20 protein-coding genes and 1 other RNA gene are annotated in these 22,188 nt (G+C 60.4%); 10 read left to right on the forward strand and 11 right to left on the reverse strand.

Annotation, left to right across the window (positions count from 1 at the left end; all coding sequences use genetic code 11):
• Positions 1 to 81 precede the first annotated feature (81 nt).
• Positions 82 to 1,050: a tRNA (adenosine(37)-N6)-dimethylallyltransferase MiaA gene (gene miaA, locus V1T76_RS07810; RefSeq protein ID WP_442970091.1), complete on the reverse strand. Its 969-nt coding sequence runs from the start codon at positions 1,048 to 1,050 to the stop codon at positions 82 to 84.
• Between miaA and serB the strand changes: the two genes are divergently transcribed.
• Positions 1,034 to 1,924 carry a phosphoserine phosphatase SerB gene (gene serB / locus V1T76_RS07815; protein ID WP_330560096.1) on the forward strand — a complete coding sequence of 297 codons (891 nt, stop codon included), beginning with the start codon at positions 1,034 to 1,036 and terminating at the stop codon, positions 1,922 to 1,924. The genes miaA and serB overlap by 17 nt on opposite strands.
• Before the next feature lie 483 nt (positions 1,925 to 2,407).
• Here serB and V1T76_RS07820 read toward each other — a convergent pair whose 3' ends face one another.
• The 6 genes from V1T76_RS07820 to V1T76_RS07845 all read right to left on the reverse strand — a co-directional run bounded on the left by V1T76_RS07820 (position 2,408) and on the right by V1T76_RS07845 (position 7,572).
• A complete protein-coding gene (locus V1T76_RS07820; protein ID WP_442970092.1) occupies positions 2,408 to 3,895 on the reverse strand; it encodes a DegQ family serine endoprotease in 1,488 nt (495 codons plus the stop codon).
• A 131-nt stretch (positions 3,896 to 4,026) separates the two neighbouring features.
• On the reverse strand, positions 4,027 to 4,212 hold the full coding sequence (locus V1T76_RS07825; protein WP_006935889.1) for a DUF2065 domain-containing protein: 186 nt from the start codon (positions 4,210 to 4,212) through the stop codon (positions 4,027 to 4,029).
• Complete coding sequence (gene hflC / locus V1T76_RS07830) at positions 4,209 to 5,144, reverse strand: protease modulator HflC (RefSeq protein WP_330560097.1); 936 nt, start codon at positions 5,142 to 5,144, stop codon at positions 4,209 to 4,211. The genes V1T76_RS07825 and hflC overlap by 4 nt, the downstream gene beginning before the upstream one ends.
• A gap of 2 nt (positions 5,145 to 5,146) precedes the next feature.
• Positions 5,147 to 6,331, reverse strand: coding sequence for an FtsH protease activity modulator HflK (hflK, locus tag V1T76_RS07835; protein ID WP_330560098.1), 1,185 nt, complete (start codon positions 6,329 to 6,331; stop codon positions 5,147 to 5,149).
• Positions 6,332 to 6,561: 230 nt separating this feature from the next.
• Complete coding sequence (locus V1T76_RS07840) at positions 6,562 to 7,035, reverse strand: GNAT family N-acetyltransferase (protein ID WP_330560099.1); 474 nt, start codon at positions 7,033 to 7,035, stop codon at positions 6,562 to 6,564.
• An 18-nt stretch (positions 7,036 to 7,053) separates the two neighbouring features.
• Positions 7,054 to 7,572: a dihydrofolate reductase gene (locus V1T76_RS07845; protein ID WP_330560230.1), complete on the reverse strand. Its 519-nt coding sequence runs from the start codon at positions 7,570 to 7,572 to the stop codon at positions 7,054 to 7,056.
• Positions 7,573 to 7,723: 151 nt separating this feature from the next.
• Between V1T76_RS07845 and V1T76_RS07850 the strand changes: the two genes are divergently transcribed.
• From V1T76_RS07850 to V1T76_RS07860, 3 genes are all read left to right on the forward strand, one after another.
• Positions 7,724 to 8,113 (forward strand): TfoX/Sxy family protein, encoded by a 390-nt coding sequence (locus V1T76_RS07850; RefSeq protein ID WP_330560100.1) that lies wholly within the window; start codon positions 7,724 to 7,726, stop codon positions 8,111 to 8,113.
• Positions 8,110 to 8,793, forward strand: a complete 684-nt coding sequence (locus tag V1T76_RS07855) for a DUF2461 domain-containing protein (protein ID WP_330560101.1) — start codon at positions 8,110 to 8,112, stop codon at positions 8,791 to 8,793. The genes V1T76_RS07850 and V1T76_RS07855 overlap by 4 nt, the downstream gene beginning before the upstream one ends.
• 109 nt (positions 8,794 to 8,902) lie before the next feature.
• Positions 8,903 to 10,261 carry a GH1 family beta-glucosidase gene (locus V1T76_RS07860; RefSeq protein WP_330560102.1) on the forward strand — a complete coding sequence of 453 codons (1,359 nt, stop codon included), beginning with the start codon at positions 8,903 to 8,905 and terminating at the stop codon, positions 10,259 to 10,261.
• Between the two features lie 203 nt (positions 10,262 to 10,464).
• On the opposite strand, the gene V1T76_RS07865 is transcribed toward V1T76_RS07860, so the two are convergent.
• A complete protein-coding gene (locus tag V1T76_RS07865; protein WP_330560103.1) occupies positions 10,465 to 11,535 on the reverse strand; it encodes a serine hydrolase domain-containing protein in 1,071 nt (356 codons plus the stop codon).
• 178 nt (positions 11,536 to 11,713) lie between these two features.
• Between V1T76_RS07865 and V1T76_RS07870 the strand changes: the two genes are divergently transcribed.
• Entirely contained in the window at positions 11,714 to 13,081 is a 1,368-nt protein-coding gene (locus V1T76_RS07870) for a multicopper oxidase family protein (protein WP_330560104.1), read from the forward strand.
• Positions 13,082 to 13,085: 4 nt separating this feature from the next.
• Here V1T76_RS07870 and V1T76_RS07875 read toward each other — a convergent pair whose 3' ends face one another.
• Positions 13,086 to 13,880, reverse strand: coding sequence for a thymidylate synthase (locus V1T76_RS07875; RefSeq protein ID WP_330560105.1), 795 nt, complete (start codon positions 13,878 to 13,880; stop codon positions 13,086 to 13,088).
• Between the two features lie 155 nt (positions 13,881 to 14,035).
• Here V1T76_RS07875 and ssrA point away from each other — a divergent pair.
• The 4 genes from ssrA (at position 14,036) to V1T76_RS07895 (ending at position 15,706) form a co-directional block, all read left to right on the forward strand.
• Positions 14,036 to 14,405, forward strand: a transfer-messenger RNA (tmRNA) gene (gene ssrA / locus V1T76_RS07880).
• Between the two features lie 174 nt (positions 14,406 to 14,579).
• Positions 14,580 to 15,155 (forward strand): SspB family protein, encoded by a 576-nt coding sequence (locus V1T76_RS07885; protein ID WP_330560106.1) that lies wholly within the window; start codon positions 14,580 to 14,582, stop codon positions 15,153 to 15,155.
• 17 nt (positions 15,156 to 15,172) lie between these two features.
• A complete protein-coding gene (locus V1T76_RS07890; protein ID WP_330560107.1) occupies positions 15,173 to 15,466 on the forward strand; it encodes a DUF4169 family protein in 294 nt (97 codons plus the stop codon).
• 6 nt (positions 15,467 to 15,472) lie between these two features.
• Entirely contained in the window at positions 15,473 to 15,706 is a 234-nt protein-coding gene (locus V1T76_RS07895) for a ribbon-helix-helix domain-containing protein (protein WP_330560108.1), read from the forward strand.
• 340 nt (positions 15,707 to 16,046) lie between these two features.
• Here the strand turns inward: V1T76_RS07895 and V1T76_RS07900 are convergent, their stop codons facing one another.
• Complete coding sequence (locus V1T76_RS07900) at positions 16,047 to 19,877, reverse strand: AsmA family protein (RefSeq protein ID WP_330560109.1); 3,831 nt, start codon at positions 19,875 to 19,877, stop codon at positions 16,047 to 16,049.
• A gap of 181 nt (positions 19,878 to 20,058) precedes the next feature.
• Positions 20,059 to 21,483 carry an FAD-binding oxidoreductase gene (locus tag V1T76_RS07905; protein WP_330560110.1) on the reverse strand — a complete coding sequence of 475 codons (1,425 nt, stop codon included), beginning with the start codon at positions 21,481 to 21,483 and terminating at the stop codon, positions 20,059 to 20,061.
• An 82-nt stretch (positions 21,484 to 21,565) separates the two neighbouring features.
• Here V1T76_RS07905 and V1T76_RS07910 point away from each other — a divergent pair, with 82 nt between their 5' ends.
• Positions 21,566 to 22,105 (forward strand): thioesterase family protein, encoded by a 540-nt coding sequence (locus V1T76_RS07910; protein ID WP_442970093.1) that lies wholly within the window; start codon positions 21,566 to 21,568, stop codon positions 22,103 to 22,105.
• Positions 22,106 to 22,188: the final 83 nt, after the last annotated feature.

Genomic DNA, 22,188 nt, shown 5'->3' on the forward strand with positions numbered 1-22,188 from the left:
GGAAAAAATATATTCGTAATACCAACGAGTTACGCTCACACCACTGCTGCACCGCACACATCAGAAGTTGACGATGAGCCGTCAAATCGTTCGGAGAACGGTCTCCATCTGGATTAGGTTTGAAGGATCAACCCGTTGCCAATCGGCCATCTGGTTGCGAAACCAGGTTTCCTGACGTTTTGCGTATTGACGCGTTGCAACAGTCAGCCTGTGGATCGTTTCTGCATAATCGGCCTCTCCGGCAAGATAGGCGCCGAGTTCCGGCACGCCGATTGCGCGCATGGCCGGCAACTTATCCGATAGGCCCTTTTCCAGCAGCTCCCGCACTTCCCTGAAGCCTTCTTCACTGACCATCAGTCCGGCCCGTTGCTCGATGCGCTCGTGCAGCCAGGGCCGCGGCGGTGCCAGAACGATCCTGTAGCATGCCTGTGGCGCCAGAAGCGGCGATGACTGAGCCTCCTGTTGCCACGCCTTCAACGGGCGGCCGGTCGCGAGCAACACTTCCAGGGCGCGGGCAAGACGTTGCGGATCGGCCAGTGTCTCGGCGGATGTCGGATCGCCCCCGGCAATCAGCTGCTGCTTCAGCCCCTCCACGCCGCCGGCGTCGGCAATGGCGCGCGCCCGGGTCCGGATCTCCAGCGGAATATCCGGCATCTCCGCAAAGCCTTCTGTGAGCCCCTTGAAATAGAGCCCCGTCCCGCCGACGAGAATTGGCATCTGCCCGTTCGCCCAAGCGGCTCGCAGTTCCCGCTCTGCCAGCCGCAACCAGGCGCCCGTCGAAAAGGCAGTCGAAGCTGGCAGCACACCGTAAAGCCGGTGAGGCGCTTCTTCCTCCTCGGCGGCGCTGGGGCGAGCGCTCACCAGCCGCAGGTCTTCATAGAGCTGCATGGAATCTGCGTTGATGATGACACCATTCAGCCTTTTGGCCAGCGACAACGCCAAAGCGGACTTGCCGCTGGCTGTCGGCCCGGCTATCAGAATGGCGCGCCTGGCAGATGCAGGCGTATCGTCTTCGTCTTCCAGGGAACCGTCCATGTCTTTAGTTGCCACTTTGGTGTCCACTCCTACTGCGCCGGCAGTCGACGAGGATCTGGTTCAGCAGGCATCCGACGCGCTCGGCGTTACCGGAACCTCGACGCGTCTTTCTGCAGGTGTCGCAGCGGATATCCGCTTTGAGGGCCTCGATGCAAGTGCCGCGGACGGTATCTTGCGCGAAGTCATCGGCCGAGCCCCTGTCGATGTCTTTGTGCAGAAGGAAGAGAGCCGCCGCAAGCACCTGCTGATCGCGGATATGGATTCCACCATGATCCGCCAGGAATGCATCGATGAGCTGGCGGCAGAACTTGGCCTGAAGGATCGCATTTCGGAAATCACCGAACGGGCAATGCGCGGCGAAATCGAGTTTGAGCCAGCCCTGCGCGAGCGCGTTGGCCTTCTGACCGGACTGCCGGTCTCTGCCATTGAAACAGTGCTCAGCAAGCGAATTCAGCTGATGCCGGGCGGCCGCACGCTGGTCCAGACCATGAAGGCAAACGGCGCTTACTGCGCACTGGTCTCGGGCGGCTTCACTCATTTCACCTCCGCAGTCGCGACACTGCTCGGCTTTGACGAAAACCAGGCCAACTCGCTGCTGGAAGAAGACGGCAAACTGTCAGGCAAGGTCGGAGAACCGATCCTCGGCCGCGAAGCCAAGCGCGCACGCCTGGAATATCTGGTCGCCGAACGCGGTCTTGATTTTGCCGATACGCTTGCTGTCGGCGATGGCGCCAACGACCTCGCCATGATCGAACGCGCCGGCGCCGGTGTTGCCTACCGGGCGAAACCCGCGGTCGCCGCCGCCGCCGACTTCCGCATCGACCACGGTGACCTGACGGCGCTGCTCTACCTGCAAGGTTATGCGGAGAGCGACTTCGTTCTGAGCTGACGGTCACGGGTACTGCAATTCTGATCTGATCGGTTTGCAGCCCCCTCCTCCGATGAGCGGTCTCCCCTGGCTCCTCCGGAGTATCATCTCCTCCACGGGCACTTGCAGCCCATCCTTCGAGACAGGCCTGCGGCCTTCCTCAGGATGAGGGAGAGTATGTTGAGAGGGGCCCAAAAACCGCGCTTCAGCGAGGTTTTGCCTGCACTCCAGCCTGGCTGCATCTCACGGGAAATCCGGCCGCCACATCTACGCTAGATATCCAATCCCCACGCCCCTTCCCCCAACGCTCTTCCCCCTCAACCTCATCCTGAGGAAGCGCGAAGCGCTGTCTCGAAGGATGGGCACCTTGCTCCGATGCCCCCTTCTCGCCCTTTCGATTACAGCCCGCCGTCCATCATAAGAAAAGTGTGCAGTCATCGCACCCGGACAAAAAAAGGGCGCCACGCGGCGCCCTTTTTATTCACGTTCCAACGTTCGGCAGGATCAGTTGTCCTCGATCCGCACTGGAACGAAGCGGACATCGCCCGTCGGGTTGGCCAGCAGAAGCAGGGCCGAGCGGCGGTTGTCTTTTTTCAGCTTGTCGATCTCGGCCATGACGTCTTCCGGCGTCTCGACCGTTTCCTGAGCGACTTCCTTGATGACGTCGCCGGCCATCACCCGTTTTTCTTCTGCGGAAGAGCCCGGCGTGACTTCCGTCACCACAACGCCGCTGACGTCTTCGTCGATGGAGAACTGCTTGCGCAGTGCGTCATCGAGAACAGCAAGCGACATGCCGAGCACTTCGCTCTTTTCGACCGGTTTTTCGGCTGGCTGTTCGTCCTCGGTCGCGCTGGCTTCGGCCACCTCGGTCTCGACAAGCTGCTCGAGGATCACATTGATGGTGACTTCCTCGCCCTTGCGCAGGACAGTGACCTCAACTTCCTTGCCGATTTCCGTTTCGGCCACCATGCGCGGCAGTTCGCGCATCGTGTCGACATCCTCGCCGTCGAACTTGATGATCACGTCTCCCGGTTCGATCTTGGCCTTGGCTGCCGGGCCATCGTCAGTCACGCCGGCCACCAATGCACCCATGGCCTTGTCCATTGCCAGGCTGTCGGCAATCTCGTCCGTGACTTCCTGAATGCGCACACCCAGCCAGCCGCGGCGGGTTTCGCCGAACTTGCGCAGCTGATCGATCACGTTCATGGCGGTGTTGGCCGGGATCGCAAAGCCGATACCGATGGAGCCGCCGGAGGGCGAGATGATGGCGGTGTTGATGCCGATCACGTTGCCTTCCATATCGAACAGCGGTCCGCCCGAGTTGCCCCGGTTGATCGAGGCGTCGGTCTGGATGAAGTTATCATAGGGACCGGAGTTGATGTCGCGGTTCCGCGCCGAGACGATACCGACGGTCACCGTGCCGCCAAGGCCGAACGGGTTGCCGATGGCCATCACCCAGTCGCCAACGCGAATGGCGTCGCTATCGCCGAATTTCACGGCCTTCAGCGGGGTGGTCGGCTCGACCTGCAGCACGGCGAGGTCGGTTTTCTCGTCGGTGCCGAGAAGCGTCGCCTTCAGCTTGGTGCCGTCGTTGAAGTTGGCGGTGATTTCGTCCGCACCTTCGATCACGTGGTTGTTGGTGATGATGATGCCGGCTTCACCGTCGATAACGAAGCCCGAGCCGAGCGACTGAACGCGCCGCGGCTGGTCGTCATCCCGGTTCTGACGGTTGAAGAATTCTTCAAAAAATTCCTGGAAGGGCGATCCTTCCGGAACCTGCGGCATCGGTACGGAACGGCGACCCTGAACGGTCTGAGCGGTAGAAATATTCACCACTGCATCCGCAAGGCCTTCCGCCAGATCCGCAACGGACACAGGTCCTTGTGCGTATGCTGCCTCGATAGGCTGAAAAGCTGCCATTCCACCGATAAAGATGCCAGCCGCAGCTGCGGCGATCCTGGTCATCCGACGGCGAATACTTTGTGGAGCCATAGGGCTTTCTCCTCATCCCGGCCGGTTGGACTGCAGTCAATGCGCTGACAGTCGACAGGTTTGTTCCGGTCCTTGGTTCAGAATATAGAACGGGCGGGAAGATTTTGCGCCTCCCGCCCGAAAACTTTTCGTTATCCGCGAATGATCCACACAAGAAATACGCCGATAACCGCTACGATCAGGCCTGTGACCCGCAAGGTCTGGTCCGGTGTCTCCAGCGCGCTTCGCATGATGGACTTCATGCCACCAGGCAAAAGCGCGTAGAGAATTCCTTCAAGCACCAGCACTAGGGCAAGCGCCGTTACCAGATCGCTCATTGTGCGGCGAGCGACGGGTTCCGGTCAGAGACGCCCTGGCTGCCGTTCCCGTCGGCGCCCGGAGCCGGCAAGATGCCGGACGGGTCCTTGAAGAAACGGAAGAAGCTGGAATCCGGCGACAGCACAAGGCTGGTGTCACCGGACCGCAATCCTGCCTCATAGGCCTGCATGGACCGGTAGAAGGCAAAGAACTCCGGATCGGCACCGAATGCCTCGGCAAAAATCCGGTTTCTTTCCGCGTCGCCCGTACCACGCATGATTTCCGAATCCCGTCGCGCTTCAGCGACAAGAACGGTTGCGTCACGATCCGCACGGGACCGGATCCTGCGGGCAGCTTCTTCACCCTGAGCACGGATTTCAGTTGCTTCCTGCTGACGCTCGGTCTGCATGCGGGCATAGATCGCCTGCGAGTTGGCGTCCGGCAGATCCGCACGGCGGATCTTCACGTCGATCACCTCGATGCCGAGCTGTTCGGCATTGGCGTCGATATCGCGGCGGATGTTTTCCATGACGCCGGTACGATCGTCGCGAACAAGCGCCACGAAGCTGGTCCGGCCAACTTCGGACCGCAGCGAGGATTGCAGGAACGTCGATAGGCGCCGGTTGGCGGTCTGAATGTTCTGGACACGCTGGTAGAACAGCACCGGATTGGAAATCTGGTACCGCGCGAACGCGTCAACAATCAATCGCTTCTTGTCCGAGGTGATCGGCTCAAGCGGCGGCATATTCAGGTTCAGGATGCGCTTGTCGAAATAGACGACGTTCTGAACGAACGGGATCTTGAAGTAGAGGCCCGGGTCCTTCTTCGGCTGTTCAACGATCTTACCGAACTGCAGAACGAGTGCCTGCTGGGTCGGATTGACGATGAACACCGAGAGATAAGCGACCACCGCCGCGATCAGCAGGACGATTGCAAGAATACCACTACGCATGATCAGTTGCCTCCCGCGCGCTGTGCAGGGGCGGTCTGACGCCCGTTCAGGTCATTCAGCGGCAGGTACGGCAACACGCCGGAGCCTGTCGAGTCGCTGTCGATGATGATCTTGTTGTTCGAGCCCAAAACTTTTTCCAGGGTTTCGAGATACAGGCGCTCGCGGGTCACGTCCGGTGCCTTCCGATACTCTTCATAGATCTTGGTGAAACGCTGGGACTGACCGGTAGCCTCGGCAATCGTCTGGTCCTTGTAGGCGTTCGCAGCTTCCAGAACACGGGCTGCTTCACCACGGGCTTCCGGAACCACGCGGTTGGCGTAGGCCTTGGCCTCGTTGCTGATGCGCTCTTCGTCGGCACGTGCAGCCTGCACGTCACGGAAGGCGTCGATGACCTGTGCCGGCGGGTCTACCCGCTGCATCTGGACTTCGCCGATCTCGATGCCCGACTGATAGCTGTCGAGCGTCTTCTGCATCAGGCTGGCAACGTCGTTCTGAATGGAAACACGGTTTTCCGTCAGGATGGAGTCGATCTTCGAACCGCCGACAACCTCACGCATCGCGCTTTCGGCAACAGCCTTCACGGTCGCTTCGGGGTCCTGGATATTGAATAGGTAGTCGGAAATACCCTGGTTGGTATTCCGAATACGCCACAGCACCTTGAAGCCGACGTCAACGATGTTTTCGTCACCGGTCAGCATCAGGCTTTCTTCCTGAACGTCGCGCGCGCGCACAACGCCGGAGCTGCTGACGTTTTCTTCGGTGCCGACTGTCGTTTCACGCTGCAGTTCGACCTTGGGCGTGTAAACCTCACCCACCGGATAGGGCCAGTTGTAGTTCAGGCCCGGAGGGGTCTGATCCTCAACCTTGCCGAGCACCAGCTCGACACCGACTTCACCTTCATCGACAACGTAAAAGCCGAAGGCAAGCCATACGATGAGGGCCACACCGACCACGATTCCACCGCCAATGAAGCCCAGACCACCGCCGCCACCGCCTGGAAGGACGTTGCGCATGCGGTCCTGGGTGCGTTTCAGAAGCTCTTCAAGATCCGGCGGGTTGTTGCCTCCGCGGTTGGGGCCTCCACCCCATGGGCCATTATTGTTGCCGCCACCGCCGCCCCAAGGGCCGCCGTTGTTTCCGCCACCTTTCCAGGGGCCACCGCCGCCTGACTGATTGCTCCAAGGCATCAAAACTTCCTTCTTTGTCGTCCGACAGGCTGTGCCGGACAGGGATTTTCACCCGTTCTGACTCACCGTTGGTTATAGGGAGGTTACCGTGCGCTTTCAACGGAAAGACCGGTCTAAAACCTCCCGAAACCTGCGTGTTCCCGTGCCGCAGGTGGTGGCAGCAGGGTGGTCTGTCAAGTTTGGCGTAACAATTGGCCGCACCTAACGGGACTTTGTCCCTGACGGCAGCGCTATTTCGGGCGGGCAGAACGGATCATGTCGACGTGGGGGATACCGTCCTCGATGTATTCTTCGGAGACCGCCTCAAACCCCAGAGACCCGTAAAAAGCTTCCAGATAGGACTGGGCGGAAACATGAATCACGCAGCCGGGCGCCAGGGCATCCGCCTTGTCGATACCGGCCTGCATCATGACACGTCCAAGACCGGAGCCCCTGCCCGCTTTCGCGATCACAACCCTGCCGATACGGGAGCATGCGTTTTCAGGCTCTGCGAAAAGACGAATCGCTCCCAAAAGCGGTCCGGCCTCGCCTTCCCGCATCAGATAATGCAGGGCAGCCTGATCCTTGCCGTCGATGTCCGCATAAAACGAAGCCTGTTCGAGAATGAACACAGTCTGGCGCAGTCTGAGCAGGTCATAGAGATCGTCGAGGCTGAGCTCATTGAAAGCGGCCCATCTGGCCGACAGATTGGCGGGTAAGCCCATGGTATCGGGTCCGGTATCTTATGCCTTGCGGCGGTAGGTAACGAAGGTGAAATCGGTGCTGTCGCGTTCGGTGCGCACGCCCGGCTCACGACGGACCTCCTGCCAGACGGCCGGGTCGATATCCGGAAAACGGGTGTCTCCTGCCGGCTCGGCATCCACTTCGGTGATCTCAAGGCGGTCCGCACTGCCGATTGCCTGCGCGTATAGCTGTCCGCCACCAATACACATGACCTGATCGACACCGAGCCCCGCCGCCAGTTCCTCTCCCCGCTGCAACGCCTCTTCAAGGGACGTCACTGCTTCCGCCCCTTCCGGGGCATAATCGGGATTTCTGGAAACGATCACATGCGGACGCCCCGGCAACGGTTTGCCGCCAAAGGACAGAAAGGTCTTGCGTCCCATGATCACCGGCTTTCCAAGCGTCAGCCGCTTGAAGGACTTCAGATCCGACGGCAACCGCCAGGGCATGTCATTGTCGGCTCCGATGATCCCGTTTCGCGCCACCGCGGCAATCAAGACAAGTTCCGGCAAGGACATCTCCGAATCCGATTTTAAATTCAATCATTGCCTCCTAGCATGGAAACGGGAGCCATGAAAAACCCCAGGCATTTTTTCCGTTCAGGCTGTCGGATGACCGACCGTTGAAACGTCCTGGAGACTGGATCCACACAACCAGGAGGCCTTGGCAATGTCCAACCTGATGGAAACTGTCCTGATCGAGCGCACACGCGCACTGATCCCGGACGACAATGTCGAGCAGAAACGCATGTTCGGCTCCACCTGCTTCATGATCGACGGCAACATGCTGGTTTGCGCCTCCAGACGCGGACTGATGGCGCGCGTCGGCACCGAGCAACAGGCCGAGGCGGTCGCAAGGCCCTTTGCCTCGGTTTGCAGGATGGGAGACCGGCCCATGCCCGGCTTCATCCGGGTAGAGCCGGAGGGAATTGAAAGTGACGACGATCTGAAAAGCTGGATCGAGATGGCAAGATCCTATGTCAGCGCTCTGCCACCCAAGCCAGCAAAAACAAAGACTGAAAAGCCCAAAACACCGAAGCCCGGAAGGACCGCGAAATGAGCGCCTCCGGCTTCCGGCCCGAAACCTTCCGCTTTCTGGAAGAGCTCGCCGCCAACAACTCCAGAGAATGGTTCGAAGCGCACAAGACCGATTATCAGCGCTTCATCAAGGAGCCTGCCGAGGCAGTGCGCGAAAGCCTGGCCGATAGCCTCTCCCGGCTCAGCAAGCATGACCTCACCTCAAAACAGTTCCGCATGAACCGGGATCTGCGTTTTTCCAAAGACAAGACACCCTATAACCCCCATATCCGCATGGCCTTCTGGCCGAACGGAGCTGCATTCCAGGGCAAGGACGCACAGCCGCCGAGCTTCTTTCTGTCCGTGGAAAGCGATCACGTGCGAACCGGCACAGGCTGCATGCAGTTTTCAAAACCGGTTCTCGGGACCTATCTGCAAAGGCTGGAGGCACGGGAAGGCGAGGACATTGAACGCCTGATCGGCCAGGTGACTGACGCCGGCTTTGACCTGTCCGAGCCTGATCTTGCCAAACCTCCACGCGGTTTTCCGGCCAATCACCCACGCAAGGATCTTGCCCGCCACAAAGGCCTCGCCGTCTGGCGCGACCTGCGGGACATCGGCTCGGTGCAGGGGCCGGACGGCCATGAGGCGATAGCAGAGGCGATCGAACCGGCCCTGCCGTTTTGGGGCTGGCTGATGAGCCTTCACGCGCCTCCAGGCTGACAGGCAGGACGGAGAGCAAGATCGTTGGGCACATGATGAAATCACTTGATCCAAAGCGCTTTGAGACCTATGACCTTCCCAATCGTGTTCTTGCTCAAGATGAGTTCCCATGGCATCTCCCAAAGACCTCGCACTCCGTTTTCCCGGCGATTTCCTGTTCGGTGTTGCAACCGCCGCCTATCAGATCGAAGGCGCCCCCCGTGAAGACGGCCGCAAGCCCAGCATCTGGGATGCCTTTTCCAAGATGCCCGGGCGTGTTTATCAGGGGCATTCGGGCGATATTGCCTGCGATCACTATCACCTGTGGGAAAGCGATCTCGATCTGATCAAGTCGCTCGGCGTCGACGCCTATCGCTTCTCCATCGCCTGGCCGCGCATTCTTCCGGATGGCCGTGGCCCGGTGAACGAAAAGGGCCTCGACTTCTATGACCGGCTGATCGACGGCATGGTCGCGCGCGGTCTGAAGGTCTATCCGACGCTTTATCACTGGGACCTGCCTCTGACCCTGGCGGGCGACGGCGGCTGGACAGCCCGCAGCACGGCGGAAGCCTTTGCGGACTACACTGAGCTTGTTGTCAGACGGCTCGGCGACCGGATGGATGCACTGGCGACCATCAACGAGCCCTGGTGCATCTGCCATCTCAGCCACCTTTACGGCATTCATGCCCCCGGCGAAAAAAGCGTCGAAGCCTTCGCGGCGAGCGTGCACACGCTGAATCTGGCGCACGGACTTGGCGTTCAGGCTACCCGCTCGGTGAAACCGGATCTGCCGATGGGCATCGTCATCAACGCGCATTCCGTCTATCCGGCCAGCGACGCGCCGCAGGACAGACAAGCGGCAGAGCGCGCCTTCCAGTTCAACAACGGCATTTTCTTTGAACCGATGTTCCAGGGAAGCTATCCGGCGGATGTGCTCGACGCCTTCGGCCAACACATGGACATTCGCGACGGTGATCTGAAGACCATTCATCAGCCTCTCGACTGGTGGGGGCTCAACTACTACACGCCGCTACGCGTGAGAGCAGACACCCATGTCGGCGCGGTCTATCCGATGGCCGAGACGGTGCCGCCGGTTCCCGGCCCAGAACTGACCGATATCGGCTGGGAAGTCCATGAAAAGGGCCTGTCGGACCTCCTGAAGGATCTCGACACGCGTTACCCCCTACCGGATTGCTACATCACCGAAAACGGTGCCTGCTATAACGACGAACCGAAGGACGGCGTCGTCAACGATCAGCGACGGATCGACTACCTGGAAAGACATTTCGGCGCCATCGCCGATGCACACGAGGCTGGGGTGCCCGTGCAGGGCTATTTCCTCTGGAGCCTGATGGACAATTTCGAGTGGGCCGAAGGCTATAGAATGCGCTTCGGCATCGTTCACGTGGATTACGACACCCAGGTCCGCACGCTGAAGAACAGTGCCCTGTGGTACCGGGACTTCCTGGAGGCGCATCGGCAGGGGTGAATTTCCTTCGAGCTTTCGCCCGCATGGACGATCAGTGCAACCAGCATGCACGCCTAACTTAACCTCCCCCTCATCCTGAGGAAGCGCGCAGCGCTGTCTCGAAGGATGGGCGGCATATTCTGTGCGTGGGCCCATCCTTCGAGACGCGAGCAGGCTCGCTCCTCAGGATGAGGTCGTCTTGGCTTCGACATTATCAGGCGAGGCTACGCTTCCCGCAAATTGGCCAGAATGATCTCGCTCCAGACCCGGGTCGGCGGGATCCAGGCAGTCCAGTCATTGTAATTGCCGGAGTAGATGACGGCCGCGACATCTGCCTTTGGGCACAGCCAGAGCCGCTGGCCGCCGTTGCCGAAGCCGGCGAACCAGGGCACCGGCCCGCTGAATGCCGGTACCGGCGCCTGGCCACAGAACCAGAAATAGCCATATCCCGGCCCTTCGCTTGTTTCGATGATCGGTTTCAGCGATGCCCGCAGCCAGGCCTCGGGAATGATCTCCTTGCCTTCCCAGATTCCATTGTTGAGAACCAGGCGTCCAATCTTGAGCAGGTCCGGTGCGGTCAGCCTCAGCCCGGACGCCGGGGAATGTGTTCCGTCCCGTCCGACCGACCAGTCGAACTGCGTTACTCCAAGCGGCGCGAACAAACGCTCGCTCGCATAGTCGGCAAGCTTCTGCCGCGTCCCCCGTTGCAGGATCTCCCCCACTAGGGCGGTCGCCCCTCCGCTGTAGATCCACCGGCTGCCCGGTTCGTCCACCATCGGCCGCTCCAGAATGTAGCGGTATCTGTCCGGGGCCATTTCCATGGCGATCTCGCTATTTTGCGGATCGGTGTATGGCCGGGTCTCGTCCCACTCCATGCCGAGCGACATGGTCAAGGCGTGCTCCACGGTCCGATCCATCCGTTTAGGGTCGCCGGCAAGATCGGCATATTCGGGAAAGAGCTCCAGGATCGGCGTATCCAGCCTCGGCACCTCTCCCCGCTCCAGCGCGATGCCGTAAAGCAGGCTGACAATGGATTTGGTGACAGAGCGCAGGTCGTGAAGGGTTTCGGCACCGAACGTCACCTCCCCGATCGGGCGCCCCCAGTTTTCGTCCTGCCCCTTGCCATAGCTTTCCAGAACGGTTTCACCACCCCGCTCCGCAAGCACCGCATGAAGATGCGGCAGCAGACCCGCTTCGACACCGGCGCAGAGCTTGCGTCCCAGGGAGGTGCCGAACCCGCGGCGCTCGGCCGCGGCTGCGTGAGGTGAAAGCGACAGACCGGCGCCGGAATTCATGAGCGGACCCCTTGTTCAAAACCTGTGGGAAGTGTCGGCAGTTTTATCGCCAAATGCGAGCACTATTTGGCGCATATTATCCAACAGTCGACGCTTGACCTTCCACCAACTGGAACCACCATATTCCGATTAAGAAAATCAGTGTGAGGAAGCTGGCCAGATGGATCGGCGCGCGTTCTTGAAAGCATCTGCAGCCGGATGCGTGGCTGCCCTGTCACCCGTCTTTGCCCTGGCAAAAACCGAAGACGGCTTTTTTGATCTTGCCGCAGTCAAGGGACAGGCCCGTCTTTACGGCAAGGACGGCGGCCTCTCCAACCTCTGGCTCTATAATGATCGGCTGCCCGGTCCGCAGATCCGGGTCAAACGCGGCGAACGCGTCAGAGTGCGTTTCACCAACAACCTTGAGGAACCGACCTCGGTCCACTGGCACGGCATCCGCATCGACAATGCCATGGACGGTGTTGCCGGCCTCACCCAGCCTGCCGTCGCCCCCGGAGACAGCTTCGACTACGACTTTGTCGCACCCGATGCAGGCACCTATTGGTACCATGCCCACAACATGAGCTGGAATCAGGTGCCCCGCGGCCTCGCTGGCGCCTTGATCGTCGAGGATGACGAACCAACTTTCGATCCGGACTGCGATATCACGCTGATCCTCAATGATTGGCGACTGGACGAAAACGGCACTCTGGAAACCGCCAGCTTTGGCGCCATGCATGATTTCGCCCATGCCGGAAGGCTGGGCAACTGGCTGACCATCAACGGCATCTCGATGCCGGACATTGCGTTGAAGAAGGACCGCTGGCACCGGCTGCGCCTGATCAACGCCTCAACCGCGCGCATTCTCGACCTCGCCCCGGCCCGGTTCGGCGCCAGGCTGATCGGCCTGGACGGCCAGGCCCTTGATACCGCACGAGAGATTGAGGGAACCGTGCAACTGGCCCCGGCACAGCGCATGGACCTGGTGCTCCGACCTGAGGAAACCGGCAAGTTGCCGTTCGAGATGATGACCGGCAAGCCGTTCACTTTCGCCAACTTCATCGTCTCGGAAACCGACAGCGAAGATCTTGCACTGGTTCTGCCACCGCCGAACCAACTGCCGGAACCCGATCTGAGTTCCTCCTGGGAACTGCCGCTGGTGATGGCGGGAGGAGCCATGGGCGGAATGCGATCCATGATGAGAAACGGCGTCGAGATGGACATGCACCAGATGATGTCAGAAGGCCTCTTCTGGGCCTTCAATGGCGTCGCCGGAATGGACGGGGATCCGATGTTTTCCGCAACACGCGGCGACACGATCCTTCTGGAAAGCCGCAACGACACGGCCTTCCCCCATGCGGTCCATCTGCATGGTCACCATTTTCGGGTGATCGAGCGCGACGGCACGCAACTGGAGCACCCGGACTGGCGTGACACCTTCACAAGCCAACCGCGCGAGACTGTCAAGATCGCCTTTGTTGCGGACAATCCCGGTAAGTGGCTGATCCATTGCCACATGCTGGGCCATGCCGCCTCCGGCATGATGACGTGGTTCGAAGTGGCTTAAATGGTCAGACCGCAATCGGTGCCGCGATATGCGGAAGCGGATCGTAACCGGTCAGTTCGAAGTCCTCGAACTTGAAGGCAAACAGATCGGTGACCTCCGGGTTGATCTTCATTTCCGGCAAGGGCCGCGGCGAGCGCGTGAGCTGTTCGCGTGCCTGATCAAAGTGATTGGCATAAAGATGCGCATCACCGAAGGTGTGCACGAAGTCGCCGGGTTTCAGGCCGGTCACCTGCGCCACCATCATGGTCAAAAGCGCATAGGAGGCGATGTTGAAGGGCACGCCCAGGAAAACGTCCGCCGAGCGCTGGTAGAGCTGGCAGGAGAGCTTGCCGTTGGCCACGTAAAACTGAAACAGCGAATGGCACGGCGGCAGGGCCATGTCGTCGACCAGAGCCGGGTTCCAGGCCGAGACGATCAGCCGCCGGCTTTCCGGGTTGGTCCGGATCATTTTCAGGAGATTGGCGATCTGGTCGATGGACCGCCCGTCCGGCGCCGGCCAGGACCGCCACTGGTAGCCGTAGACCGGGCCGAGATTGCCATTCTCATCTGCCCAGTCGTCCCAGATCTTCACGCCGTTTTCCTTCAGATACCGGATGTTGGTATCGCCTGCCAGGAACCACAGCAGCTCGTGGATGATCGACTTGAGGTGCAGCTTCTTGGTCGTTGTGCAGGGAAAGCCTTGCGAAAGATCGAAGCGCATCTGGTGGCCGAAGATCGAGCGCGTGCCCGTTCCGGTTCTGTCGCCCCGGTCAACGCCTTCGTCCAGGATTTTTGACAAGAGATCGAGATATTGCTGCACGGCGGAAGCCTTCGCGGTCGTGAGATCTGGAGTTTGAGGTTAACTTGGCAGATTTTCCCGAAAAGACAGCCCCTTCCCTGCACTTTCCCCAACTTGGGCGAACTGTGGAAGAATGGCCATGAGCCAAGCCGGCAAACGAAACGGATTGCCAGAAGCCTCTTTCAATTCAAGACCGAAGACCTTATATCAGGGCTGCTGGTTCGCCAGCTATGGCAATAAATGGTCAGTGAAATAAACCTATCGGACCCGGGGGCGGTACCCGGCGCCTCCACCCAAGCCCATGAAGCTAAGCTTCAGAAACTCCATGGGTTTCGGCGGGGGCGAAATAGGATCGACGAGGGCGTAAAGACTGTGCTTTTGCTCGGCATTGTACCACCGTTATCGGGCTTTCTTAATAGTTGCAAATGACAACTATGCTATGGACAACGCTGTCGCAGCGTAACGCTGCGCCGGTAGTCCACTAAGTCCTTTGAGGTAGCACTCACGGGCGGGGTTCGGAGGCACCTGGCAACAGAAGCCTCCACTTGGTCTTCCCATGTATTTGAACCGTCCTAAATAGCTTGCAGGAGCAGCGAGCGATCATTGCCCGGTTGCGCACATTAATCTGGGTTCACTTGGAAAAGAGCCTTTTCTTTTTGATCTCGGCCCGTCAATGTGCTCCTGATAGTGGACTTTTCCAGCGAGATTCGACGAAACCCGATGTCTGAAGACCTTCTGCGATACGATATTCTGATCCAGGACGCGCTGCGTGGAGCGGTGAAGAAAATACTTGCCGAAGTCGGTCGTACCGGGCTGCCCGGAGACCACCACTTCTACATCGCGTTCGACACCAATGCCCCGGGCGTACGCATTTCCCAGCGGCTCAAGGAACGCTACCCGCAGGAAATGACCATCGTGCTGCAGCACCAGTTCTGGGATCTTGCCATCGGCGAACATGCGTTCGAAGTTGGCCTGTCCTTCGGCGGCGTGCCGGAAAAACTGCTGGTGCCTTTCTCCGCCATCAAGGGATTCTTCGATCCGTCCGTCCAGTTCGCGCTGGAGTTCGATCCTGGCAAGACGGCTGAAGAACTGCCGGAAGAACTGCTGGAAGCCGTTGAAGAACTTGCCAGGGCCGAGCAGGAGCATAGCGACAACGAAGCCAAGCAGGACGATGGCAACGGTGACCGGGAAGCAGCCTCAGCCGAACCGAAGACCAAACCTTCCGCTCAGGCCACTGAAAACAGTGACGGTGGCGGCGAAGTCGTTTCCCTGGACGCATTCCGCAAGAAGACCTGAGATCGGGAGCCTTTCCCATGAGCGCGGAGATCATCAATCTGCGCATGGCGCGCAAGCAGAAGAAGCGTGAGGACAAGGACAAGACCGCCGAGGACAACCGGCGCAAATATGGCCGGTCCAAAGCCGAACGCGACGCCGCCCGCCAGCGCCGGGAAACCCTGGAAGCTCATGTCGACGGCCATCTGCTGGAAAAGCCTGACGGACTGAGTGCTGAACACTCCGGTTCTGAAACATCCGACACAGACAAATCCGCTCTGGAGTCTTCCGGCCAGAATCTTCAAGTCCCAAAGCCTTCCGGCAACGGCGACTGACCGCCAATGGCTCTGCTCAAACGCTCCCTGTCCCTTCACGGCCACCGCACCAGTCTGGCGCTGGAACCGGAGTTCTGGGACGTGGTCGACGCCCATGCCGATGCCACACACAAATCTCTCGCCGGTCTGATCGCCGAGATCGACGACAACCGCGACCCGGAAGACCCGCTGTCTTCGGCAGTCAGGGTCTGGGCCTTGAAACGGGTGCAAGCGGATGCTGGTCTGCTTTCGGAGGGATGAACGGCTGACAATCACATTGCAGCCCCCCTGTTTCTGGAGTGCCCCAGAGCGCTGTTGGAAATGCCCGGACCGCCTCTGAGCTTCAGCCCTCTTGCCACCTTTGCAACACACATCTCCCTCATCCTGAGGAGCGCGCTTGCGCGCGTCTCGAAGGATGGCGACACATTCTGAGCAAGCGGCCCATCCTTCGAGACAGGCCTATCGGCCTTCCTCAGGATGAGGAGAGGTTGCTGAAACTTTGAGTGAAAACGACTGGCAGCTTCTTTTCGGATCACCGTTCAATTGGCGTCAGGCAACACCTGCCCAATATCGACGAGCGAAGGCTCGTCGTACAGGCCTGTCATTGCGCCCCGGGCAGGACCAGTGGTGCACCGACATCGCGTGTCAGCAGGTCTTCAATGGAGACGGGCGGATCCAGAGGTGGCAGGCCATTTGAAGGAGTGGTGGCCGGAGCGGTGTCTGGCGCTGCCGTCAGGTCTTCCAGGTCCGGAGATTCCAGCACAGCTCGAATGCGCTCGGCAAAGGGGGCCGGTGCAGGAGCTGGCGTCGGCACAGGCGGCGGCGCGGCGCGGGTTTCCCTGCGCGGCGCATCGTCGGTCTTTGGCGGCAGGGCAGAGTTTTCCTGTTTGTCGGGATCTGCCTGAGGCTGGCTGCCGTCTCCGGACGGCACCTGTTCCAGCTGGAGCTGCTCTTCCTCGGCGGCACGTGCGGCTTCACGCTTCCGCCGGGCATCCCCTTCCCGCTGGTTTTTCAACTCCCGAACAAGGCGGTCCCGCTCCAGGATTTCTGCCTGAAGTTTCTCAACGCGCTCGACTTCCCGCTCAAATGCCCGCAGCGTGAGATAAGCGGTGAAAGGCGCTATATCGATGCGGCGTTCCGGTGCTTCTACAGGCCCTTCGAACAGAAGCCCGACCTGTGGCTCTGCACCGGTCACTGCATCCTCGCCGGGATCCACCTTCAAAGAGAAATCCGCATCAAGATCGTAGTTGGCAAGGTCCACCTCGGCGCTGCCGAAGATCTCTGCCTTTTCGGCATCGACGACAACGTTGCGTGCGCTCAATCGTCCGCCGACCAGTGTCAACGTGCCGTCAACGCGTTTGAACGGCAGGCTGCCCGCAGCCATGTGGCTGACGAAAACATCGCGGATCTTGTCGTCCTGAAGGTCCAGTCCCGCGTCCACTGCGCGGGTCACCAGCGGGAAGGCTTGCGGATTGAGGCCCCGGAAGTCCCCATTTTCCATCGAGAACGTGCCGCCGCCGTTGAGGCCGGTCACGATGGCCGAGATCGACCGCCCTGCCCCTTCGAACTCCAGATAAAGGTCTAGCGTGCCGGAGGCGACTGCCCTGTTGTCCGGCCGCCAGGACACCTGCCTCAAGTCGGCATTGTCGAGTTTGACCCGGCCGGACGCCGCTGCCTCCGCTTCCGTTCTGCGGATCGAAAGACTGCCGTCAAGCTGACCACCTGCAAAGGCTCCCTTCAGACCGTCGAGGCGGAACAGGCTCGGCGAAACCCGCAGCTCGGCACTGGGATTGGTGATTGCCGTTCCCTCATCCAGCAGCATCCTGTCTGCCTTGAGCTGCAAGGTCAGGTCCAGACCATCCAGAAGCGGCGAGCCGAACGGGGTTGTCGGCCACATACTGGAACCGTCCCCCGCCGAGAACCACTGGTCCGGGCCAAGCACGAGTTCCGTCATGGTGCGCAGATCAGCCTCTGAAACCGTCATCTCACCGGAGAACCGTCTGTTGCGTTCACCCGGCGCCGGTTCCAGATCACCTTCTAGACGGCCCTCGAATGAGGTCGCGCCGAGCGAGCCTTCAGCCCTGCTGACCGCCAGCGAGCTGCCGACGCCTTCCAGATCAACCGAAAGCGCTGCCGGAATCCTGCCGCTCATGATCGGCAGAACCCGCCCGGCCATCAGGGCCAGCGGCCCAAGATCGGCGGTTTCTGCGTCCACGGCAATCAGGTATTCCGGCGCTTCATCCTTCTTCAGGGTCAAGGTGCCGTCGGCTTCCACCTTGGAGCCACCGATTTCGGTGGCAAGGCGCGTTGTAAGCCCCTTGGCCGGAATGCCGGCAACATTCAGCGCCAGATGGCCGTTGCCGGCAGCTTCCACCGGAATGACGTCAAAGCCGAGCTGTTGCAGAAGTCTGCCGCCGTCCGGGCCCTTCAGTTCCACGCCGACAGCAATTTCCGCTTCGTGCCATTGATCGACACGGCCCTTGAGTTCCGCATTGATGGCAGTGTCCGCCCCGCCCGCGCTGCCATCGAGGCGCAGCGTCATGTCCGTTGCCTCGCCTGCTGCCGCAGCCTTCAACTCGGCATCGAACCTGGCAGGCACAAGGCTCGCGGCCGCACGCTCCAGCCGCTCTGCGAACACGGTTTCAGGAAACAATCCGCCAGCCAATGCCACAAGACCGCTCAGGTCCCGCGCATCGAGCGTACCGGACACAGCCCCTTCGGGCGCCGAAAAGAGATTGCGGATATCGCCGGAGACATCGAGCCGCGCACCTGCAAGATCGGCCGCAAACAGCCTGTCGATCCGTACTCCGCCGTCCGAATATTCCGCTTCCAGCGCCAGACCTTCACCTTCGACACCGCGCGCGACCACCTGCTTGGCACGCAGGCGTATGGACACATCGAGGCCCTTGGGATCTTCCGGTTCCCCGGCCGCGCCCGCTTGCGGGTGAAGCAGGGCAGCCATGTTTTCGATCTGATCGAGATCGAGCCGATCCGCTTCCAGCGAAAGCGAGAACTCCGAATTGCCGCTGCGGGGAATGCGATAAGCCAGGCCGCCACGGGCTTCGGACCCGGCAATGGTCAGCCGCAGATTGTCCAGCGCCGCGCCTTCGGACACGAGGTTCAGGCGCCCCTCCAGGCTCACCGGATCGATGGTGCCGACACCGGTTTCCTTCTTCCGCCACCAGCTCAGCAGCGAACCTGGCTGATCGGAACTGATCGAGACCGCGCCGCGATAGGTCAAAGACGGCTCGAGACCGAGATCGCCCTGGGTCGCCACCGTCGTGCGGCCAGGCAGGCGTCCGGCTAGGCGGGCCACGCGCCAGCCACCCAGCATGGTTTCAAGATCCAGACGGACATTCTGGATGATGCCGCCACCGGCGACCAGCGCCGGGACATCCATGGAAACGGCGCCGTCGATGGACGGCAGCGGTACCACGCGAAGGGCCGCGATCAGCCGCTTTGCCGCTTCGTTGATATCCACCGGCGACTGCGGCCCGCCGCCAAGCAACCTGTCCAGATCGACCTGCTTCGACTTCGCGCGGATTTCGAACCGTTTGTCACCGGCGTAAACCAGATCCGCATTGCCGGTCATGCTTAAACGCCGGTCTTCAGGTCCATAACGGAATTCGAATTCGGGAACGGCGACCTCGGCGATATCGGCAGTGAACTGCCCCTCGGCCTGCCACATGTTCGGATCGTTTTCTTCCAGCGCGACCGAGGCGATGGTGAAGCGGCCATCGAATTCGGGCGCTGCGTCGGCAACCTGAAGCTGGCCGTCGAAAGCGAAACTGACCGGTCGGTTGGTCGGCGTCACGTCCCCCTTCACGCGCAGCCCGGCATCTTCCTGGGCGCGGCCTGTCGCCAGACTGACCGTATAGGGTGCACCGTTGAGCGTGAGGCTGCCCGCGGCCCGGAACGGCCCGGCAAGCGAGCGTGCGGACACGACGAGGTTGCCGTTGTCGATCCTGTTGATCTCTCCGGACCGCGCATCGACAATCGTCAATGCCCCGTCGCGGATCGTGACGTTTTCGAAGGTCAGATCATCCGGTGCCAGTTTGGCGATGGCACCGTTCGAGGTCATGGCGGTGAGCCAGTCCAGACGACCTGCTTCATCCAGCGAAAGTGCCAGATGCGGGCGGTCGAGTTCCATATCCAGAACGCGAATTTCGCCCTTCAGCAGCGACGGCAGCTCGATCCGCATATCGAAGCGCGACACAACCAGAAGCGGATCTTCCGCGCCGCCGACGCGAACGTCGGAAAAACTGATGGAGGGTGCGGGCAGAAGACGCAGGTCCGCCTCGCCCAGCACAGTCACCTTGTGCCCCAGCGCGCGCTCTGCGTAGCTTTCGAAGGTCGACCGATAAACGGTCCAGTCGATAAAGAACGGCCCGACCAGCGCTGCCACCAGCACCAGAATGACTGTTACACCCAACGTGATGTAGACGGAGTTCAGGCCTTGTCTCCTTGTTCTCCAAAGTCACCGGAAATCGTACCGGATAGATGTAGCCGATCCTTGCTGCAGTGCAAACACGGGATTACCGGCGCTGGCCGGAGCGCCGCATTGCGGCGCCCGGCGGAGTAAAACGAGCTTATTGAACTGATTCGATACAATATCATGACTGCGGCAGGATCTTGCCGGGATTCATCAAATTGTCAGGATCAAGCGCCTGTTTGATAGCGCGCATCACGTCAAGCGCTTCGCCATGTTCCTTGGCCATGTATTTCTGCTTGCCCTGGCCGACGCCATGTTCGCCGGTGCAGGTTCCGCCCATTTCAATCGCTCTCAGCGCAAGCCGTCCGACGAAGTCTTCCGTCCGCTGTTTTTCGTCCGGATCGTCCAGATTGACCAGGATCTGGACATGGAAGTTGCCGTCGCCCACATGGCCGACGATTGGCGCAAGAAAGCCTTCGTTGCGGATATCCTCGGCCGTCGCTGCAACGCAATCGGCAAGACGCGAGATCGGCACGCAGACGTCGGTCACCATGATGCTGGCATCGGGCTTCAACGCCTTGCCGGCCCAATAGGCGTCGTGCCGCGCGGCCCAGAGCTTTGTCCGCTCTTCCGCCCCCGTTGCCCATTTGAATGGCCCGCCGCCAAATTCCTCGGCAATTGCGGAAAAGGTTTCGGATTGCTCCTGAACGCCGGCCTCAGATCCGTGGAACTCCAGGAAAAGCGTCGGGGTTTCAGGCAGATCCAGCTTGGAATAGGCGTTGCAGCCGCGCACCTGAACCTCGTCCAGAAGTTCGATACGCGCAACAGGCAGCCCCATCTGGATGGTCATGATCACCGCATTGCAGGCGGACGCGACATCCGGGAACGGGCAGACGCCACCGGAAATGGCTTCCGGCTGACCATTGAGGCGCAGGGTCACCTCCGTGATGATGCCGAGGGTGCCTTCCGAGCCGACAAAAAGCCGGGTCAGATCATAGCCGGCCGAGGACTTTTTCGCTCTTCCGCCTGTCTTGATGATGCGTCCGTCCGCCGTCACCACGGTGAGGCCGAGGACAGCGTCCTTCATTGTGCCGTAGCGAACGGCATTGGTGCCCGACGCACGGGTAGCCGCCATGCCGCCGATGCTGGCGTCCGCACCCGGATCAATCGGAAAGAACAGGCCGGTGTCGCGGATGAAGCTGTTGAGCTGCTTGCGCGTTACGCCCGCCTCGACGCGGCAGTCCAGGTCCTGTGCGTTGACTTCCAGAATATTGTTCATGCGCGACACGTCGATGGAAACACCGCCGAACGGCGCATTCACATGACCTTCAAGCGATGAACCTGTTCCGAACGCGATTACCGGCACCTTGTGAGCCGCGCAGATCTTCACCGCTTCGGCGACTTCCTCGGTCGTCTCGGCAAAAACGACAGCGTCGGGCGGCTGATTCTTCAGCCAGGTGGTGGTGTGGCCGTGCTGTTCTCGCAAGGCCATGGACGTGGAGCAACGATCCTTGAACAGATCCGTCAACTTCTCGATGGCAGCGCCAATCCCGCTATTCTTTTCAAGAACTTGCGCTGCATCCGGCGCGCTTGCCAATTCCGGCATTTTCTTTCCTCCTAGGGCCGCGCCTTTGTCTGCGCGGTAAAAAACCGAATATGTTAGCCCCGGCCCGAAAGGTCAAAGCCTAATGGGTATTTCCCGCAAGGTTGGACACAATGGCGCAAGGAGGAGTGAAAAGGTGACTTGGGACGCAAAGCCGGTGGAAAGCGAAATCATGACGGTCAGGGAGGACTGGATCGATTACAACGGCCACCTGAATATGGCCTACTACAATGTCCTGTTCGATACCGCCGTCGATGAGGTCTTTCTGCGTCTCGGCCTTGGCCCCGATTATGTAAAGACCCGCGACGCGTCGTATTTCACCGCGGAAGTGCATGTCTGCTACGTGCGCGAACTCAGCGCCGGCATGCCGGTGATCGCAACGCTTCAGCTTGTCGATTTCGACGCCAAGCGTGCCCATTTCTATCAGGAACTGCGCCACGCGGAAGAAGGCTGGCTGTCGGCGACATCCGAGCAACTCAGTCTTCACGTCGACATGAAGGCCCGCAAGGTTGCTCCCTGGCCGGAGGACATCACAGCCAATCTCACAGCCCTGTCGGAGGCCCATCGAGCCTTGCCGCGACCGGAACGTGCCGGACGCTATATCGAAATCCGCAAGAAGCCTTAGGGTGAGGAGCCAAAGCAGTTGATCGGCGCAAAAAAGCCCGTGGAGCGGGAAACCGCTCCACGGGCTCAAGGCATGACCGACGG

Source organism: Roseibium sp. FZY0029, assembly GCF_036350355.1.
Taxonomy (GTDB): Bacteria; Pseudomonadota; Alphaproteobacteria; order Rhizobiales; family Stappiaceae; genus Roseibium.

Bases quoted from the DNA above. Each gene is read 5' to 3' on its own strand.
- serB (WP_330560096.1), top strand. From the start codon at position 1,034: ATGTCTTTAGTTGCCACTTTGGTGTCCACTCCTACTGCGCCGGCAGTC.
- V1T76_RS07820 (WP_442970092.1), bottom strand. From the start codon at position 3,895: ATGGCTCCACAAAGTATTCGCCGTCGGATGACCAGGATCGCCGCAGCT.
- V1T76_RS07825 (WP_006935889.1), bottom strand. From the start codon at position 4,212: ATGAGCGATCTGGTAACGGCGCTTGCCCTAGTGCTGGTGCTTGAAGGA.
- hflC (WP_330560097.1), bottom strand. From the start codon at position 5,144: ATGCGTAGTGGTATTCTTGCAATCGTCCTGCTGATCGCGGCGGTGGTC.
- hflK (WP_330560098.1), bottom strand. From the start codon at position 6,331: ATGCCTTGGAGCAATCAGTCAGGCGGCGGTGGCCCCTGGAAAGGTGGC.
- V1T76_RS07840 (WP_330560099.1), bottom strand. From the start codon at position 7,035: ATGGGCTTACCCGCCAATCTGTCGGCCAGATGGGCCGCTTTCAATGAG.
- V1T76_RS07845 (WP_330560230.1), bottom strand. From the start codon at position 7,572: ATGTCCTTGCCGGAACTTGTCTTGATTGCCGCGGTGGCGCGAAACGGG.
- V1T76_RS07850 (WP_330560100.1), top strand. From the start codon at position 7,724: ATGTCCAACCTGATGGAAACTGTCCTGATCGAGCGCACACGCGCACTG.
- V1T76_RS07855 (WP_330560101.1), top strand. From the start codon at position 8,110: ATGAGCGCCTCCGGCTTCCGGCCCGAAACCTTCCGCTTTCTGGAAGAG.
- V1T76_RS07860 (WP_330560102.1), top strand. From the start codon at position 8,903: ATGGCATCTCCCAAAGACCTCGCACTCCGTTTTCCCGGCGATTTCCTG.
- V1T76_RS07865 (WP_330560103.1), bottom strand. From the start codon at position 11,535: ATGAATTCCGGCGCCGGTCTGTCGCTTTCACCTCACGCAGCCGCGGCC.
- V1T76_RS07885 (WP_330560106.1), top strand. From the start codon at position 14,580: ATGTCTGAAGACCTTCTGCGATACGATATTCTGATCCAGGACGCGCTG.
- V1T76_RS07890 (WP_330560107.1), top strand. From the start codon at position 15,173: ATGAGCGCGGAGATCATCAATCTGCGCATGGCGCGCAAGCAGAAGAAG.
- V1T76_RS07895 (WP_330560108.1), top strand. From the start codon at position 15,473: ATGGCTCTGCTCAAACGCTCCCTGTCCCTTCACGGCCACCGCACCAGT.
- V1T76_RS07905 (WP_330560110.1), bottom strand. From the start codon at position 21,483: ATGCCGGAATTGGCAAGCGCGCCGGATGCAGCGCAAGTTCTTGAAAAG.
- V1T76_RS07910 (WP_442970093.1), top strand. From the start codon at position 21,566: ATGGGTATTTCCCGCAAGGTTGGACACAATGGCGCAAGGAGGAGTGAA.